Raw genomic sequence first — 18,250 nt, 5'->3', positions numbered from 1 at the left:
AAGGATATCAACTTGATTTTGTAGAAGTATTCTACTATATAAATTTTACTAAAGGACTGAGAGCACTTGAATACATTATTGTTAACAGGTTTTGAACCTTTTTTGAACTTTTCAATTAATCCTACAGAAGAAATAGTAAAAGAATTAAACGATCAGGTCGTCGGTTCTTATCAAATTATCGGCAAAGTTTTACCTGTTGATTTTAATACAGCGGGTAATGAATTACTAAATTTATTCCATACTTATAATCCTTCCGCAGTGATTTCACTAGGATTAGCTGGTGGAAGATATAAAATAACGCCAGAACGGATTGCCATAAATTGCAATGATGGAGCTGCGGATAATAAAGGGAATAAATTTGATGGAGCTAAAATTGATGCTGAAGGCCCTGATGGACTATTTTCAACACTGCCAATTCAGAAAGTTGTTAATGAATTAAACAATCATAAATTTCCAGCTGAAATATCCGATTCTGCAGGTACTTATTTGTGTAATAACGTTATGTATCAAATGCTTAATGAATTAAAAAAAATAAACAAGCAAATTCCAAGTGGCTTTATTCATATTCCAGCTTCACATGAAATGGCCGTAATAGATCGGAAGTTGCCAAGTTGGTCGCAATCAGATTTGATGAATGCTATAAAACTTGTAATTGAAGTGATTAGTCTAAATGACTAGCACCAAATTGGATATTTTTCCATTAGGTTGCTCAGGCTTAGTATGTTATTTAGGTGATTCGATCTCAATGGAAACAAATAATCTAGTACATGCTTTCTCAGACTATCTAAAAATTAAATTAATGACTAAAATAACAGCAGTCGTACCGTCTTATCATTCCATTACGATTTTTTATGATTCTTTTAACTTTTCATATGCAGAAATAATCCAAGAAATAAAGTGTCATTTTAATCATTATAATGGTTCAAAAATAAAGCGAGTGCATGCAATTTATGAAATTCCTATTTGTTTTAGTTCCACTTTCGGGACAGAACTTCAAAAAGTAGCAGAACATAATAAACTAAAAACTGATGACGTAATTCGTCTTTATTTAGAAAAAACATATCCTATTTATATGATTGGTTTTATACCTGGATTTCCATATCTGGGCGGGTTAACCCCTAAACTATCAACTCCGAGACTAACAAAGCCAAAAACAGTCTTAAAAGGTTCAGTTGGAATTGCGGGAAATCAAACAGGGATTTATCCTTTTGAATCTCCTGGTGGGTGGAATATTATTGGACGTACTCCAATTTCCATATTTTCAACGAAAAATAATGGCACAGAAAACTTTAAACCTGGAGATCTAGTCAAATTTTTGGAGATTAATATCGAAGAATTTAATCAGATTGAACAGTTAGTGAAAGAGGACAACTATTCAATTAAAAAGGAAGTGCGTTTTATTGATTCAAATTGATTTAAATTGTGATTTAGGTGAAAGTTTTGGGAATTACAAAATAAATGATGAACAGATTATGCCACATATTACTTCAGCCAATATCGCTTGCGGATATCATGCAGGAGATCCGTTTGTCATTTATGAAACAGTAAAATTAGCAAAACAGTATAATTTATCAATTGGAGCACATCCAAGTTTTCCTGATTTACTTGGTTTTGGTAGAAGAGAAATGAATTTCAGTGATGAAGAAATATATAAATTAGTTCTCTATCAGATTGGAGCACTTTATTCGATATGCAAAGTAAACCGAGTTGAACTTCGTCATTTAAAACCTCATGGTGCACTTTATAATATGGCAGCTACAAATTTGAAACTCGCTTTAGCGATTACAAAAGCAATGAAAGACTTCGATTCTTCACTAACCTTATATGGACTTGCAAATAGCAAATTAATAGAAGCAGCGATCGAAATGAATATTCCTTTTTCTTCGGAAGTATTTGCAGATCGAGCATATGGTGAAGATGGTTTATTAGTACCTCGTAATCAATTAAACTCGGTTCATCACAATACGAAAGATGCCATTAATCAGGCACTTCAAATTGTAACAACCAAAACCGTATCTACAATTTCTGGTAAAGATATTCCAATTCAAGCTGATACCATTTGTATACATAGTGATTCAGACATTTCAATTAAATTAGCGATGGAATTACGTAACGTATTTAGTGAAAATAATATACTTGTTAAGTCTATAGGAGCGTAATACTTTGAAAGAGTTTTTTGAAGTATTACAAAAAGGTGTTTCTATTTCCATTCAAGATAATGGTAGGAATGGATTTAGACATTTAGGTATACCTGTTTCTGGTGCTATGGACAAATTAGCTTATCAAATTGGAAATCTAATAATAGGAAATAAATTAAACGCCGCTAGTATCGAAATTGCGATTGGTGGTACTGTCCTAAAAGCATTAAATCAATTCTCAATCATCATTACAGGTGGAAATTTGAAACCTGCAATTAACGGTAAATTAGTTGAGATGAATAAAATAATTGACATAGCAAAGGGAGAGATTTTAACTTTTAACGGGGGAAATACTGGTGTTTATTCATATATATCAGTACCAGACGGAATTACTAGTGAATGTCATTTCGAAAGTCAGTCATCGTATGAGTCTGCTTCTCTTGGATTAATTGTTAAAAAAGGTACAATAATTTATGGTTCAAGCCCATCTTATAAACTGGTGAAAAATGGACTAAAACATGAGTATATTCCAGTTTATCCAACGCATAATTTGGTTCATTTTATAAAAAGTAGTCATTTTGAGAAAATACCAAACCATATAAAATCACAAATATTATCTGAACCACTTACAATTGGTACGTTTAATAGAATGGGGATGTATTTGAGTTCAAAAAATGCTAATTTAGAACCGTTTGATTCAAATATTCTATCAGAAGGCACTACTTTTGGAACGATTCAAGTACTACCAACTGGTCAACCAATTATCTTACTAGCAGACTCTCAAACTACAGGGGGATATGCATCAATTGGTACAGTAATTTATTCTGACCTTTGGAAACTTGTACAAATGCAACGAGGAACTACAATTCAATTAATACCTGTAGAGATAAATGAGGCGAGTCATTTAAATAAAAAGCTTCATTTATTTTTAAAGCATTTACAAATTGAATGTAGAAATAAGGAGAGATAACGATGGAGAATTTACTTGCAAAATTATTTGATTCGACGGAAAAAGGTGAAAATGAAATTGTAATTGAAATAATAAGTGAACAGCCAGATTTGATACATGAAGAAAATGAGCATGGGTTAACATTACTTGGTATCGCAGCACATTACGGTCAATATGAGGTTGTAAAAACTTTAGTAAAAAATGGTGCCCAGGTCAATGCACTTTCTCACTCAAAGCTGTCATTCATTCCACAAAACACAGCTCTACATGCAGCAATTGCAGGTGCTAAGTCTTTAGAAGTGATCGATTTTCTTTTAACAAATGGAGCAGATCCTAATATTAGCGACAGTGAAGGTCACACTTCATTACATATCGCAGCATTTGAAGGAAATATGACGATAGCTGAACGTTTGTTTAAAAACGGTGCTGAAATTAAAACGAATAATTCTGGTAAAACGCCAATTGAAATTGCTGAAGAACGTGGAAATTCAGAGTTTATCAAATTTATAAAAGAAGTGACTCTATAATTAACCCGAAGTGTTGTGATGACTGTTATGTCACAGCACTTTTTGTTATGATAAAAGAAAGACTAGTAAAAGAGGAATAAGTTTTGAGAATTAATGTTTATATTAGCGCATCAGGGTATTGTTCTAGAAGGGCGGCGGAACGACTAGTTGCTTCGGGACAAGTTAAAATTAACGGACTTACTGCTGAAAAAAACAGCATAGTAGAAGTAGATGATCTTGTACAAGTAAATGATGAAGTTATTTACTTAACGAGTGAAAAGGACTATATCATCCTTAATAAACCAGTAGGAATTACTTGTACAGGATTACAAACTGTCGAAGGAAATATAATTGATTTTGTCAATTATCCAAGGAGAGTTTTTCCTATAGGTAGATTAGATAAAGATTCTGAAGGATTAATCATTCTTACAAATGATGGGCCAATTGCACATAAAATTTTACATAGTGAACATGGACATGAAAAGGAGTATATTGTCACAGTCGATCAGCCAATAGATGTTGATTTTATTAATGGCATGTCAAATGGTGTTCTTATTGGAAATGTTTTAACTAAAAAATGTAAAGTAGAAAAAATAGATGAATATACATTTCGAATTATTTTAACGCAGGGCTTAAATCGTCAAATTCGGAAAATGGCAAAAAGTTTTGGATTTAAAGTGATTAAATTAAAGAGAATTCGAATTATGAATATCCATATGGAAAATCTAGAAATAGGTAAATGGAGAAAATTAACAGATAACGAATTATTTAATTTAAAAGAACAATTGAAAGAGGAAGAATCAAATGAAAATTTTAATTGATGCAGATGGCTGTCCAGTAGTTTCAGAAACAATTAAAATTGCAGCAGAATTTAAGATCAACGTTCTTTTATTATGTGATACTGCCCATATAATGCAAAGAGAGGGCGCTGAAACGATCGTTGTTTCACAAGGTGCAGATGCAGTTGATTTTGCTTTAGTAAATCGAGTTGTAAACGGAGATCTCGTCATTACTCAAGATTATGGTCTTGCTGCAATGGTTTTATCAAAGCAAGCTTATGTATTAAATCAAAACGGTTTTCAATATACAAATGAAAATATTGACTCACTTTTACATACTCGATATGTTTCAAAGAAAATTCGAAATGCAGGTGGACGAGTGAAGGGACCAAAAAAACGTCAGAAGCTTGATAATGCAAATTTCGAAAACGGCTTAAGAAAATTACTTTCTTCAATTTCTTTATAGTAAAATAGAATTGTACAAATAAAATAAAAAAGGAGGCAAGCATGTTAACACTTGCAAGAGAAAACTTAAAAAAATATTTTGGATATGAAAATTTTAGACCTGGACAAGAACAAATTATTGAACGAGTTTTATCAGGAAAGCATACAGCTGGTATCATGCCTACAGGTGGTGGAAAGTCGATCTGTTATCAAATTCCAGCGACAATTCTCCAAGGAGTTACCCTCGTCATTTCTCCTTTAATCTCTTTAATGAAAGACCAGGTAGATGCATTGCATCAAGTAGGTATCCCTTCCACATTTATTAATAGTTCACTTTCTTATAATGAAGTAAATGAAAGAATGATGGATTTAAGCTATGGTGAATACAAAATTCTATATGTTGCACCTGAACGATTAGAATCAGAAAGCTTTATTAATGAATTAAAAAGATTGCCGATCTTACTAGTAGCAGTAGATGAAGCACACTGTATATCCTCATGGGGACATGATTTTAGACCAAGTTACTTACGTATAAAAAACTTAATACAAGAATTGCCTACTAACCCAACAATATTGGCACTTACTGCAACAGCAACTCCACAAGTTAAATCTGATATATGTCATCAACTAGGAATAGTTGAGGAAACGACAATCATTACAGGCTTTGAAAGAGAGAATTTATCTTTTAAAGTCATTAGAGGTCAAAACCGATTTGATTATATTTGTAATTACATAAATCAAAATAAAAACGAATCAGGTATTATATACGCCGCAACTAGAAAAGAAGTAGATAATGTTACGAATAAATTAAAAAAGCTTGGCATTTCTGTCGGTAAATATCATGCAGGCTTAAGCGATGCAGAACGTTCAAAACAACAGGATGCATTTTTACAAGATAATATTAACGTTATGGTCGCTACAAATGCATTTGGTATGGGAATTGACAAGAGTAATGTTAGATATGTAATCCATTACCAAATGCCTAAAAATATGGAAAGCTATTATCAAGAGGCTGGGAGAGCAGGTCGAGATGGATTAGAAAGTGAATGTATTTTACTTTTTACTGCACAAGATGTTCAAATACAAAGATTTTTAATTGAGCAATCTACATTCGAACCTAATCGACTAAAACAAGAAATCTCAAAACTACAATCTATGAAAGATTACAGTTATTGCGAAACATGTTTACAAGCATTTATTTTAAAATACTTCGGTGATGAAAGTGACCATGCTTGTGGTAAGTGTAGTAATTGTATTGACAAGCGGACTGCAATAGACATTACAATTGATGCTCAAATCGTTTTATCTTGCATTATCCGAATGGGCGAAAGATTTGGTAAAACGATGGTTGCATCCGTACTAACAGGATCAATGAATAAAAAATTAATAGACTTAAATTTTCATACTTTAACGACATACGGTTTATTTAAAAATCGTACATTAAAAAGTGTCGGTGATTTAATTGATTATTTAACATCGGAACAATTTATTGGCGTTACAAGCGGTAAATTCCCACTGTTAACTGTTACAAATAGGGGAAGAGAAGTATTATTAAATAAAATAAACGTAATGAAAAAAGAAGAAATCCAAGTTACTGAAATGACAAACGTAGATAATAATTTATTTGATCAACTACGAAGTTTACGTAAAGAAATTGCTACAGAACTTGGAGTTCCGCCATTTGTCGTATTTGCAGATAGTACTTTAAGAGATTTAAGTAAATTACTCCCTACAACTGATGAAGAGTTTCTACAAGCAAAAGGTGTCGGATTACAAAAACAACAAAAATTTGGTACGCAATTTATAGAGGTGATCAAGAAATATAAAGAAGAGAACGAAATTGAAGTAGAAACTACGAGACCAAAAGCGACTACAATTAATAAAGTACCTTCACACAAAATATCATATGAATCTTATCAAAACGGACTTACTATTTCTGAAATTGCAAATGAGAGAGGATTAAATACGACTACCGTTGAAAACCATATTCTGCAAAGTGCAATGGAAGATGATCATTTTGATTGGGATGAAATAGTGCCTTTTGATATTGAAAAACAAATTAAAGAAGTGATTAATACAGTTGGAAGTGAAAAACTTCGACCTATTAAAGATGAATTACCAACTGAAATTAGTTATTTTATGATAAAAGCAGTGATTATGAAATCTGCAACATAGCACTAAAAGTATAAAGAGCTTCCTATATTGAATTGGAAGCTCTTTATTATACCTATTTCTTACTAGCTTTAACCTTTATTTGACTACTTTCTTTACTTTCATTATGAAGTCGATCGACAGCAGTTATTTCATATGTGTAGTCTTTATCTATATTTGCTGTTGAATCGAGATATGTTGTTTTGCCATTATCTGATTTACGAACGGTAGTTAAGATGTTTCTTGGATCATCTATGCTATCTTTTTGTAATCCATCAAAACGGTATACAACATAATAGGAAACATCTTGATCATTAGGGTGAGTATTCAAAGTGAGTTGGATTCCATCTTTTGTACGAAGAGCGTTTTCGAATTTTGGTTTCTTTGGAGCCTGGTCATCTAACCATGGCATTGAAGGAATTAATGCTTTTGTTTTATATAAGTCCTGGCTTAAACGATCCTTAATACCAAGTGGATTACGATTTAAGTCTTTAATTGAAAAATGCATACTACCTTTGATTTCAGGAATTGTACGATTTAAGGCAATTTGTTTTGGTAATTCATCAGGTAAAGCCCAAGCTGCATTGTTATCGTTAATTTTGTAATCAGCTTGTCCAATATATAAATCAATATTCTTACCTTTTACTTCCTTCGTCCACCAATTCGCAAGTATATCATACGCAGCTGGTTCAAATCCTATATTCCAATAGATTTGCGGAGTAATATAATCTAGATAATCTTTATTAATCCATTCCCTTGTGTCTGCAAATAAATCATCATAATTTGTTTGTCCAGCAGTAGTATTTGAACCAGTAGGGTCTTTTGCGATGTTTCTCCAGACTCCAAAAGGACTAATCCCAAACTTCACATAAGATTTTTCATCTTTTATTGAATTGTGAAGAATTTTGACGAACTCATTTACATTGTCTCGTCGCCAATCATCAATATTAGCAAACTTTTGTTTACCATATTTTTCGTACGAAGATTTATCTGGAAATTCTTGACCTGCGATGCGATATGGATAAAAATAATCATCCAAATGGACTGCATCAATATCATATTTTTTTACAACTTCCATAATCCCATCAATAATAAATTGACGTGCATCAGGATTACCCGGATCAAAATATAATTGCTTTCCATATGGGATTACCCACTCAGGATGTTTTCTTGCAGGATGGTTTTCTGCTAAAGTATTTAAATCCTCTAAAGTCGCATCTCCTGGTGCAGTTCGTGGCATTGTAATACGATACGGATTAAACCAGGCATGAAATTCAATATTACGTTTATGTGCTTCTTCAACCATAAATGCAAGTGGATCGTAGCCTGGATCCTTACCTTGTGTACCTGTTAAGTATTTTGACCATGGACCATAATTAGATGGATAAAAAGCATCTGCAGTCGGCTTAATTTGGACGACAACTGAATTCATTCCCATCTTTTCCACATCATCTAGTAGTTTAATAAACTCCGATTTTTGTTGCATTTCAGATAAGCCTGTAGCTGATGGCCAATCTATGTTTACTACTGAAGCAATCCAAGCTGCTCGCAGCTCATGCTTAGGCGGGATTGGGGACTGTGAAGTAGTTTCAGCATGAACATTTTGAATTTGTTGAAATAATAGAGATGCGCCTACTGTAGCAGCAATCGCATATTTACCTAGTTTTCTTTTCTTCATAAGTGTTCCACCTTACTTTCTATTAAATTAGTAGCGCTTACATAATATAAAACTACCAAAAATGGAAAGTATTGTCTATGGTTTTTGAAATAAAATTTCAAAAAAATCTAAAAAATTAAGAAATTAAATTTCGGTTTGTTTGATATTTTTGTGAAATCCCTCAAATATAAATCATATTATCATTCACGATCTATAGCTTGGATTGTCTTAAATTGATAAAATATTGATTGTAAGTATAATTGCAGAAATTAAAGGTCATATAAGGAAAGAGCATACATAATTTATTCAAATTTTACGAGATAAGAGAGGATAAGAATTTGAAGATAAGTCAATTAATTGCAAATAATATTAATAAATTAGATGCAATTTTACCTGAGAACCAATCATTGGGAATTGCAGGATTATCTGGTTCTGGTAAAACAACTTTTTGTCAAACAATTGGTGAGGAGTCAAAGAAACGACTAGTGTCTTTACTTCCAAAGGCTGAATATCAATATTTATTTCCAAACATAATGGAAACAAATTTTAGTGCGATTAAAATGGAAGAAATGCCATTAGTACTATTCCTTGGCAAATCATCCATTTCTACGAATCCACGTTCAACACTTGGAACACATACTGGTGTTTTTAAGGACATTCGTGATTGTCTTGCAGAAAAGTTTAATCTTTCTCCAGAAGTTTTTTCATTTAATAATGAATTAGGCTGGTGCCCGGATTGTAAAGGCCGCGGAATTACAAAAAATATTGAATGTAAAAAGTGTAAAGGAAACCGATATAATCAAATAATTGAAGAATATACAATTGAGTTATTTGATCGTCCACATACTATTTCAGATATTAATAACTTAAGTGTAGAAACAATCTTATCATTAGCTGAAGAATTACAAATTAGTGAAGCTAAACAGCATTTACTCAACAATATAATCAAAATGAATATTGGCTATTTATCCTTAAATCGAATAACAGGTACATTATCCGGTGGAGAAATAACTCGACTTTATTTAGCCGAATTTATGGCAACTAGTGAAAATACTGTTATTATCATCGATGAAATTTCGGTTGGTCTTGACCATGATACTTTAAATAAAATATTAGACGAGATAAAAGAATTAGGATTTAAAAATCAAATATGGTTAATTGACCATTCCGACAATGTGTTAGATGCAACAGATGATCAAGTATTTTTCGGACCTGGAAGTGGTAAATACGGTGGGAAAATTGTAGAAGAATCACCACGACCTAAACCGATTCTTTGGGAAAGAAACGAGATTTTGCCAAATGAGTTCTATGAGTTTAAAGATCTTCATTGTCGTAATATCCAAATTCAAGAAATACAAATCCCTAAAAATAGACTAGTAACATTTACTGGCGAATCTGGATGTGGTAAATCTACTTTAGTAAATGAATGTATGGCAAAAGACTTTTTAAAACGATATCCAAAAGATAAATTAGTGATGGTAGGTCAAGATCGAAACCAATCGATTACGAGTCGATCAACAGTTGCTACATTCCTAGATATAAAAAGAAAGTTAACAAAATATAGTGAAGAAATAGATGATATTTTCCTGCGTTCAATCGAGGATATCATTGATGAACTACCGAACGAAGACATTGCTCATAAACGATTAAGCTTATTAATTAAACTTGGTCTTGGCTATCTTACTCTTGAAAGAAAAACACAAACACTATCAACCGGTGAATTTCAATGTGTACATTTAGTTTCTGAACTATTTACTAATTCAAGAAATCCTCATACACTATTCATTTTTGATGAACCTTCAAAAGGATTATCACAAAATATATTAAATCAATTTATAGATAGTGTTCGAGAAATTCTAAAAGATGAATCAATTTCTATTATGATGATTGAACATAATGCCTACATGTTAGACAGTTCGGATTATATTGTTGATTTTGGGAAAAGAAAGATTACCCCTGTTGAACATCTTGAAGTTGTAAGTCATGATGATTATTTTAATCACATAAAACAGGATTCTGAAAAGCCTCATGCGCATATCTCATCAGCACTAAAAGTACAAAAGGGAGTTCAATATTTACAAGAAAATAATATAAATTATTTCAAAAATGCAGAAAACATTTATAAAGGTGGTATATTAAAAAGTTTATCATCGATGGCACGACTTATTTATGGAGAATATGAATCTGATGCTATTCTTCCTGTAATTGCAATTGATTTAGAAAGACATTTATATAGTCAATATACATTTTTATTTGAAATCGGCGGACTTATTAATCAGATCGTTGCTTCACATCCGACTAATAAAGACACAAGAAGTTTTGACTTTTATAACCAAGAAAATCATTGTCCATCCTGCTCTGGCCGTAGAGTAATTGAAAAGTTTGATATTGATGTAGTCATACAAGATAAAATAGTACCTTTTTGGGAAGGTTTATTACATTCAGATGTAATGGAAGTTTTAAAATATTACCAATATCCTAAATTACAATTCCTATTTGATGAAATAAAAAATGAACTTGGACAAGACATTAGTAAAAGTTTTAATGAAATGTCAGAAGCAGAAAAGCATACTTTTTTATATGGATACTATGAAAAAACTTTTTACGATAAAGCTGGAAAGACGCAAAGATTATGGGAAGGTTTTAATACGATTATTGGACGATATATGTCAATTTCAAAATCTCCTATTAAAGAACAAATGAAGGTTTCCAAAGAGCAAATTATATGCCCTATTTGCGAAGGTACAGTATTAAACCACCAAAAAAAATTAATGTTTGGCAAATTTGATATTCGTGAAATCATCAATCAACCTGTAGATCAAGTAATTAAAACAGTTGGCCAGCTACCAGTCCTAGAGGAAATAAAATCAATTGTTGGTGGAGAAACAACATTAACAGAAGAAGTTTCTTTACTATACCGAGAGCAACAAGTTGCTTTAAAAATGCTAGAAATAAAACAAGCAAGCTTCGTTGGATATGAAGTAGTATTACAAAATGCCTTACCGTTTTGGGATCGTGTTGAGTCAAATATAGAAGACGTAAGTAATAAAAACTTAGTAACGATAACTGATTTTAAAGATATATTTGAGACTAGAGAAGACATTATTGACAAATATTTTACAAATGGTAAATTCAAAAAACTAACATATGTTTATGAAGCATTTGGCTATAAAAAAATCGTTACACTAATTAATAAAGTAAAAGCGAGTAACCCTTGTCCGTTCTGTAAGGGAAAGAAAGTAATTTCTGAAGATAATCTACATGACGGAGTATATAAATTAACAATACCTTGTGTTAGCTGTTTAGCTAGTGGAATCAATGAGAGTGGACGTCAACAGCTTGTTGAGGGCATTGCGGTTCAAACATGGCTCACTGGTAAAGTAAGTGAAATAGTTCCTGAAAACCTACTAACTGAGGAAGTTAAAGATATACCGATATTTAATCGCATAAGAGAACTCAATAAACGTGATATGATGGCAGTTTATCAATGTTTGATTCAAAATAATTAACAATAAAAAACTCATTTTCGAAGATTGTTTTGAAATGAGTTTTTTATTTTGGAGCATTTATATACGTGTCAATATAACAGCTAAAATTGTTAAAAAATTTTCATAGAATAATGTTCACACTTTATACATGGTAATAAAACAGTATACTTAGTATGATTATTCTGTAGGAAAAAACGAATTTTCTAAAAATATATTATTAATAGATAATATTTCAACCAATATTTTAATTGAAAGTAGGAGATATGATGAATCATTTAAACTTAGGTAGGAACTTAAAAATATCAGCGGGTTTAACAGTATTTGTAATATTCTTGATGACATATCTTTTAAACTAAAATATTGTATTTTGCATAATAATTTGATTTGAAAACTCATTTGTAAAAATACAAATGAGTTTTTTATTATATTTCTTTTAAAAATAAAGAAACTATTAGATCATTTCATTAGTATAAAAATAGAACTGTAAATTAGAACAATGTATCAAGATTATATAAAGATAACATACATACAAATGTACGTTACTTTTAATAAATTATCCTAGTAGAAATTAAATAGAGAATCACAATTAAGTTGTGGTCCTCTTTTCTAAAAGTTCATTTATTTGCTTATCAAAACTTCCTCTTTCAATAAACTCTGGTGCTAAATTCGGTAAACCTTTTGCAATGCAAAAAGGAGATAGCATGCCAGTATAGAATATAAGCATTGTAAGGAGTGTGAGGGGTATGATAGACGGAGATGTAATATTAACTAGTACTCAAATAAGAGAGCAGTTGGAGTTGAAACCAAGCACCTTCAGAAAATATCAGGACATCTTAGAGAATGTTGGTTATACAATCAAGAAGAATAGTAGAGGACATCGACAATATTCAAATTATGATGTCTTGATCTTCGAAAAACTAATTGAATTAAGTAAGCATGATGGTATGACGTTAGAGAAGTCTGCGAGAATGATAAAAGAGCAAACCAATAGATTAATACCTCATACTGACATGATAGTCGAAGAAAAGTCTTTAAACTTAACAGAGCACCTAATACAGATAAACAATGAACACCAGTTGCAAACAATTGAAAAACTAATGAATGAAATGGAAGAAAGACTTTCTAAAAAGATGGATCGACAACATAAAGAAGTATTAAAGCAACGAGAAAAGCAGACTAGCTTACTGTTAGAAGAATGGAGAGAACAAAGAAAACAAGATCAACAACTGTTATTAGAAACGGCAGCCACTCAAGAAAAGAATTCATTACGAAAGAAAGTAAGTGAAAAAATAGTAGAATTAAAAAAATGGTATTTCGAAATTTGAGCTTATATTACATTTTAGCGATTTCGCAGTGCTTTTTTTCGTTGTAATGATAATAGCCAACTTATATGGAGTTTTACACTTAATAATTAATAGCAGAAATTAGGGAGCACTTAAAACAAGTGTTCTTTTTTTTAACTGAAATTATTATGTAAACTTGTTTCTTATTGATCGTTCTTCAGGAATGAAGGTTTTTCATTAATCCATTATTCTAGTATCCTTATTATGTTCAAAAAATGCTGTTGAGGTATGGTTAATGGTTACTCTTCATAAATTGACGAAATGGGTTGTAATCAAATATCACAAAAACAGAACATACATTCTGGTATTTTGAATATACTTATGGTAAAATTAGCTAGAGTAGAGTTGTGGTAGGTGCCTTTCTTCGTAAAGAAGGGAGGTGAGAATGTGACTGGTTATGAGATTGCAAATTTAATTATTCAAAGTGTTGGGATAACTGCAACTGTAATCTTAAGCATAATCGGTATAATCATTTCTATTAGCAAAAAAAAATAACCACCCTACCCCTCGAAAAGGTTGTGGTGATTATTTCTTCACTGGATCCGAGGAAAGCAACTTTACCAATTACTACTCGGAAGGGGTGTGTTCGCAGCACATCCCTTTTTAGTATATTCTTTATGACTTTATTATAGTCCTTTTAGTATAGTTTGACAATGAAGTTAAAGTTCTTTTTAACTGAATAAACGTTAATTTGCAATTTTTTCATTTGAATTTTGCGATACCTTTTTTGGTGAATTCAGGAGCAAAATTAAAGCGATACCTAAAAATGTCATAAAAATTCCAATAACTTGGGTTGGTGTTGGTTTAAAACCTGTTATGACTGTATCTAACACAATTGCAACTGCAGGATCTAAAAATGTTAATACAGCAATCATATTAGAAGGTAAAAATCGAATATTACCAAAGAATAATGCATAAATAACGCCTGTATGAACAAATCCAATAATCAAAATAAAAGACCAGTTTTCTAAATGCAAGTTTTGAAAAGAATCAAATTTAACAAAAGGAATTAAAAGCAGAAACCCTAATGTTGTCTGAAGTAAAGTCGTAAAATATGAACTTGTTTGTGTAATCCCTTTATTCACAATCATTAATAATCCATAAAAGATTGCAGCAAGAAATGCCCAAATGACCCCAGACGAAAGGAATTTATCAATTGTAAAATCAGAATTAATCCCGGATAAAAGGATCGATCCGATAAAACTACTTAAAACACCAAGTAATGGAACTAGCGTAATTTTTTCTTTATATATTAAACTACCTAATAAGAATAAAATAACTGGAGCTAAGTAATAAATTGAAACTGAAATTGTAACTGATAAATTTTCAAATGATTTAAATAAAAATACCCAATTTAAAACTAATAAAATTCCACTAAATAATGAAAGAGATATATCTTTTTTATTAAATATTTCTTTTTTAGCTAACCCTGAAAAATACCAAACAGACAATAAAAATATACTCGCAAAAACACATCTAATAAAAACTAAATCAATGGCTTTTAAGCCCGTTTTAGGAGCGACGAAACCTACTGTTCCAAAAGTAGCCATTGCAATAATGATACTAATTGTCGCCTTTTTATTTACTGCCAAATTCCCCAATATGTATCACATCCATTCCAAGTGTAATTTCAATATTCTGTCAAATAAGTATATACTAAACTTTAGTGTTATATCAATCGAATAGTGTATGTATAAGGAATAACCTTACTCATTGATGTTTCTTGGGTTGAGATTAACTTCCTCATAAGGTGTTCATAAGGAGCAAAAAAATCAAGAAGATGAGAATCTCTTACTCATAAGTTCAAAATAAATATATTTTCCACGACTTTTAAGATTAATACAATCGAAGTTTTCATTAAATTCAGTTTAAATTAATAGGCAAATAAATAGTTTTCATTTATACTATATTTTGTAGTTTTAAAGTATTTTTAGTTAAAATTTGTCAATTAGTTGGCAACTATTTTAAATTGTGAGGGGAATTTTAATGAATATCGTCGTAGTAAATGGTTCACCTAGAGCAAATGGTCGAACTAGATTCTTAGCAAAACAAATCGCGGAATCTAATAATTATACAAATTTAGATTTAGCATTTGAACAAATTCCTCTTTATAATGGGGAAGCTGAACAAAAAGAAATAGAAGCAGTTAAAGCAGTTAGAGAATTACTAGTTAAAGCAGATGGAATCGTTATTTGTACGCCGGAGTACAATAATGCGATGAGTGGAGCTTTAAAAAACCTAGTTGAACTATTAGGTTCTGAGCCATTCAAGAAAAAGCCAATTTCTTTATTAGCAGTAGCTGGTGGAGGAAAAGGTGGTATTAATGCTTTAAATAGTTTGAGAACAGTAATTCGTGGTGTTTATGGAAATGCATTACCAAAACAACTAGTTTTAGACCCTGTTGATTTTGAAAATGATACAATTGTGAAGCCTGAAGCTTTTGCAAAAGTAACTGAAGTAATTGATGAATTAAAAGAATATGTACAAAAAGAAATTTTATATAAAGAATACATAGAATCAAATAGTGTTTCTAAGTAATAAAAATGGTCCTAATCAATTAATGGTTAGGACCATTAAAAATAGCTTAACATATTTGTTAAGCTTAAAGTAAAAACGATTTATCATTAACATTTCTAATAGGAAAGTTTACTTTATATCGTACAGCAATAATTCTAATTGCTGTTGTAATTAGAAAACAAATATACAAAGATTGCAGTTTAGTAAATTCGCCATGTGTAAACAAAATTGTTACAGAGCCAATAATTGCTGCGATTGCATAAATTTCTTTTCGGAATACAAATGGAATTTCTCTTGCGAATACATCTCGCATAATTCCACCACCAATTCCAGTGATTAAACCCATCGAAATAATTAAAAAAGAACCTTTTAAACCGTGATCAATTGCCGAATATGAACCAACTGCAGTAAAAACACCAAGACCAATTGCATCAGTAATGATTAAAGTTGATTGGAACTGCATTGTTCGTTGATAAAATAACCATGTTACAATTGAAACGACTGTACTTACGATAAAGTATTGAGGTTTTGCAAAAGCATTCGGTACCGTTTGACCTAAAATAATATCACGAATTAACCCTCCGCCAAGCGCAGTACAAGCTGCTAAAAAAACAACACCAAATAAGTCCAATTTCTTTTGAATACCAACCAAAGTACCAGAAATGCTAGCAGCTATAATTCCTGCATAAACAAAAACCTCGATCAAAATCATCCATTCTATCCCCTTAATTCCATTTTCTATGATTCATTTTAGCAACAGGTAGGGAGTATTACAATATTAAAATAACTTTGAAAACGCTTCATTTTAAAAAAAATTTTTACATAAAAAATTTACAGTATTTTACATAAATTTCACTTGAAATTTATAGATTGGAGAGGTTAAAATGCTAAACAATATGAAACAACAAAAAAATGAAGTGGTATCGGGAGAAATTCAATTAATAATGGACAAATTTAATATTGTCGGGTGTCAAGCAGCAGTCGTTATAAAAGATAAACTGATTTGGTCTGATGCGTATGGTTTTCGTAATTTAGAAACAAGAGACTTAGTTACGGAAAATACGATGTTTCGAATTGCTTCTATTTCAAAACTTTTTACTGCTACAGCAATCATGCAATTAGTTGAAAGAAAAATACTAGATTTAGATCAAGATATTAGTCATTATTTAGGATTTAAAATAAGAAATCCTAAATTCCCAAAATCTTATATTACGTTGAGACAAATTTTAACTCATACATCTTCACTTAACTCAGACGATGCATCAAATAGTGTGTATGCAAAATTTATTAGAGATGGACATTCTAATTTTTCTTTACAACTTACAGAATTATTTGATGAAAATGGAAAGTATTTTACGAAAGAAATATGGGGGGATTGGAAACCAGGAGATCATTGGATGTATTCAAATATAGGTGCGATCATATGCGGTGCAATTATTGAAAAAGTCACTAATTTACGCTTTGACGAGTATATCAATCAAAATATATTTGAACCTCTAGAAATGAAGAATGTAGCTTTTTCCTATTCAAATATTAATAAAAGCCATGAATTAGCAAACTTATATGAAAAAAATAAAGATACGAACGAATATAAAGTAACAATTGAGGATGTTAGGCAAAGTGGATATTCGGAAACTCATTGGGATCAATACATCATCGGAAACCATGGAGGATTATTTGAACCTCAAGGTGGACTAAGAACAACTGCAGTTGAATTAAGTAAGTTTTTACGAGCACATATGTTAAACGGGAGTCTAAATGGGCACCAAATTCTTGAACAAAAAACGTCAAAATTAATGAAATCAATTCAATGGTCTAGAGAAGAAAATAATCATTTCTTTAGTAAAATGGCTCTTGGTTTTCATATTAGCCACGACTTTTTACCTGGCTACAAAGAAATGATTGGACATGCTGGTGAAGCATACGGATTAATCAGTAATTTATATTGGCATGAAGAAAAACAATTCGGCATGATCTTTATCTTGAACGGAAGTCAGTTTGATTTATTAAAAAATTCTAGATTCGAAGTAGAAAAAGAATTAGCAGACGTAATTTTTAAACATGTACTTGGTGAACGTGTATTAAAACTTATTTAAGGTAAATAATGAAAAAACAGTGAATCTAAACTATACACTTTTTAATCACCCACATACTTAAATTGTTTGAATATCTGTAGTCTAAGAAAAAAGGATCTATTTTATTGTTATTATCCCCTTATAGTAGACAGTCAAAAAAAAGGATCGTACTGTCTATTATGGAGGGGATTTTTTTATGGGGA

General features: G+C 31.1%; 15 protein-coding genes. 12 read left to right on the top strand and 3 right to left on the bottom strand.

Annotated elements, in window-relative coordinates:
- Positions 1 to 66: 66 nt before the first annotated feature.
- The 8 genes from AN960_RS15075 (at position 67) to recQ (ending at position 6,991) form a co-directional block, all read left to right on the top strand.
- A complete protein-coding gene (locus tag AN960_RS15075) occupies positions 67 to 678 on the top strand; it encodes a pyroglutamyl-peptidase I (RefSeq protein WP_056473175.1) in 612 nt (203 codons plus the stop codon).
- Positions 671 to 1,414, top strand: a complete 744-nt coding sequence (gene pxpB / locus AN960_RS15070; protein WP_056473172.1) for a 5-oxoprolinase subunit PxpB — start codon at positions 671 to 673, stop codon at positions 1,412 to 1,414. Before AN960_RS15075 ends, pxpB begins: the two co-directional genes overlap by 8 nt.
- Entirely contained in the window at positions 1,401 to 2,159 is a 759-nt protein-coding gene (locus AN960_RS15065; protein ID WP_056473169.1) for a 5-oxoprolinase subunit PxpA, read from the top strand. The genes pxpB and AN960_RS15065 overlap by 14 nt, the downstream gene beginning before the upstream one ends.
- A gap of 4 nt (positions 2,160 to 2,163) precedes the next feature.
- A complete protein-coding gene (locus AN960_RS15060) occupies positions 2,164 to 3,108 on the top strand; it encodes a 5-oxoprolinase subunit C family protein (RefSeq protein WP_056473168.1) in 945 nt (314 codons plus the stop codon).
- A gap of 2 nt (positions 3,109 to 3,110) precedes the next feature.
- The gene (locus AN960_RS15055; RefSeq protein WP_056473165.1) at positions 3,111 to 3,614 is read left to right on the top strand and encodes an ankyrin repeat domain-containing protein; all 504 of its coding nucleotides are present in this window, start codon (positions 3,111 to 3,113) and stop codon (positions 3,612 to 3,614) included.
- An 83-nt stretch (positions 3,615 to 3,697) separates the two neighbouring features.
- A complete protein-coding gene (locus AN960_RS15050; protein WP_056473162.1) occupies positions 3,698 to 4,414 on the top strand; it encodes a pseudouridine synthase in 717 nt (238 codons plus the stop codon).
- Positions 4,398 to 4,838 carry a YaiI/YqxD family protein gene (locus AN960_RS15045; RefSeq protein WP_056473159.1) on the top strand — a complete coding sequence of 147 codons (441 nt, stop codon included), beginning with the start codon at positions 4,398 to 4,400 and terminating at the stop codon, positions 4,836 to 4,838. Before AN960_RS15050 ends, AN960_RS15045 begins: the two co-directional genes overlap by 17 nt.
- 41 nt (positions 4,839 to 4,879) lie before the next feature.
- Entirely contained in the window at positions 4,880 to 6,991 is a 2,112-nt protein-coding gene (recQ, locus tag AN960_RS15040) for a DNA helicase RecQ (protein ID WP_056473157.1), read from the top strand.
- A 52-nt stretch (positions 6,992 to 7,043) separates the two neighbouring features.
- Here recQ and AN960_RS15035 read toward each other — a convergent pair whose 3' ends face one another.
- Entirely contained in the window at positions 7,044 to 8,645 is a 1,602-nt protein-coding gene (locus tag AN960_RS15035; RefSeq protein WP_056473155.1) for a glycoside hydrolase family 10-like protein, read from the bottom strand.
- A gap of 317 nt (positions 8,646 to 8,962) precedes the next feature.
- Here AN960_RS15035 and AN960_RS15030 point away from each other — a divergent pair, with 317 nt between their 5' ends.
- Entirely contained in the window at positions 8,963 to 12,133 is a 3,171-nt protein-coding gene (locus AN960_RS15030; RefSeq protein WP_056473152.1) for an ATP-binding cassette domain-containing protein, read from the top strand.
- 722 nt (positions 12,134 to 12,855) lie between these two features.
- Positions 12,856 to 13,437, top strand: a complete 582-nt coding sequence (locus AN960_RS15025) for a MerR family transcriptional regulator (RefSeq protein ID WP_056473149.1) — start codon at positions 12,856 to 12,858, stop codon at positions 13,435 to 13,437.
- A gap of 704 nt (positions 13,438 to 14,141) precedes the next feature.
- Here AN960_RS15025 and AN960_RS15020 read toward each other — a convergent pair.
- Positions 14,142 to 15,056: a DMT family transporter gene (locus AN960_RS15020; RefSeq protein WP_056473147.1), complete on the bottom strand. Its 915-nt coding sequence runs from the start codon at positions 15,054 to 15,056 to the stop codon at positions 14,142 to 14,144.
- Positions 15,057 to 15,441: 385 nt separating this feature from the next.
- On the opposite strand from AN960_RS15020, the gene AN960_RS15015 reads away from it, so the two are divergent.
- On the top strand, positions 15,442 to 15,993 hold the full coding sequence (locus tag AN960_RS15015; RefSeq protein ID WP_056473145.1) for an NADPH-dependent FMN reductase: 552 nt from the start codon (positions 15,442 to 15,444) through the stop codon (positions 15,991 to 15,993).
- Between the two features lie 64 nt (positions 15,994 to 16,057).
- On the opposite strand, the gene AN960_RS15010 is transcribed toward AN960_RS15015, so the two are convergent.
- Positions 16,058 to 16,684: a trimeric intracellular cation channel family protein gene (locus tag AN960_RS15010; RefSeq protein ID WP_056473142.1), complete on the bottom strand. Its 627-nt coding sequence runs from the start codon at positions 16,682 to 16,684 to the stop codon at positions 16,058 to 16,060.
- Positions 16,685 to 16,856: 172 nt separating this feature from the next.
- Between AN960_RS15010 and AN960_RS15005 the strand changes: the two genes are divergently transcribed.
- Complete coding sequence (locus tag AN960_RS15005; RefSeq protein WP_056473139.1) at positions 16,857 to 18,068, top strand: serine hydrolase domain-containing protein; 1,212 nt, start codon at positions 16,857 to 16,859, stop codon at positions 18,066 to 18,068.
- Positions 18,069 to 18,250 lie beyond the last annotated feature (182 nt).

Source organism: Bacillus sp. FJAT-25509, assembly GCF_001420605.1.
GTDB lineage: Bacteria > Bacillota > Bacilli > Bacillales > Bacillaceae_G > Gottfriedia.
Note: the sequence above shows the minus strand (reverse complement) of the source record. Positions and strands in the feature narration are given on the sequence as shown.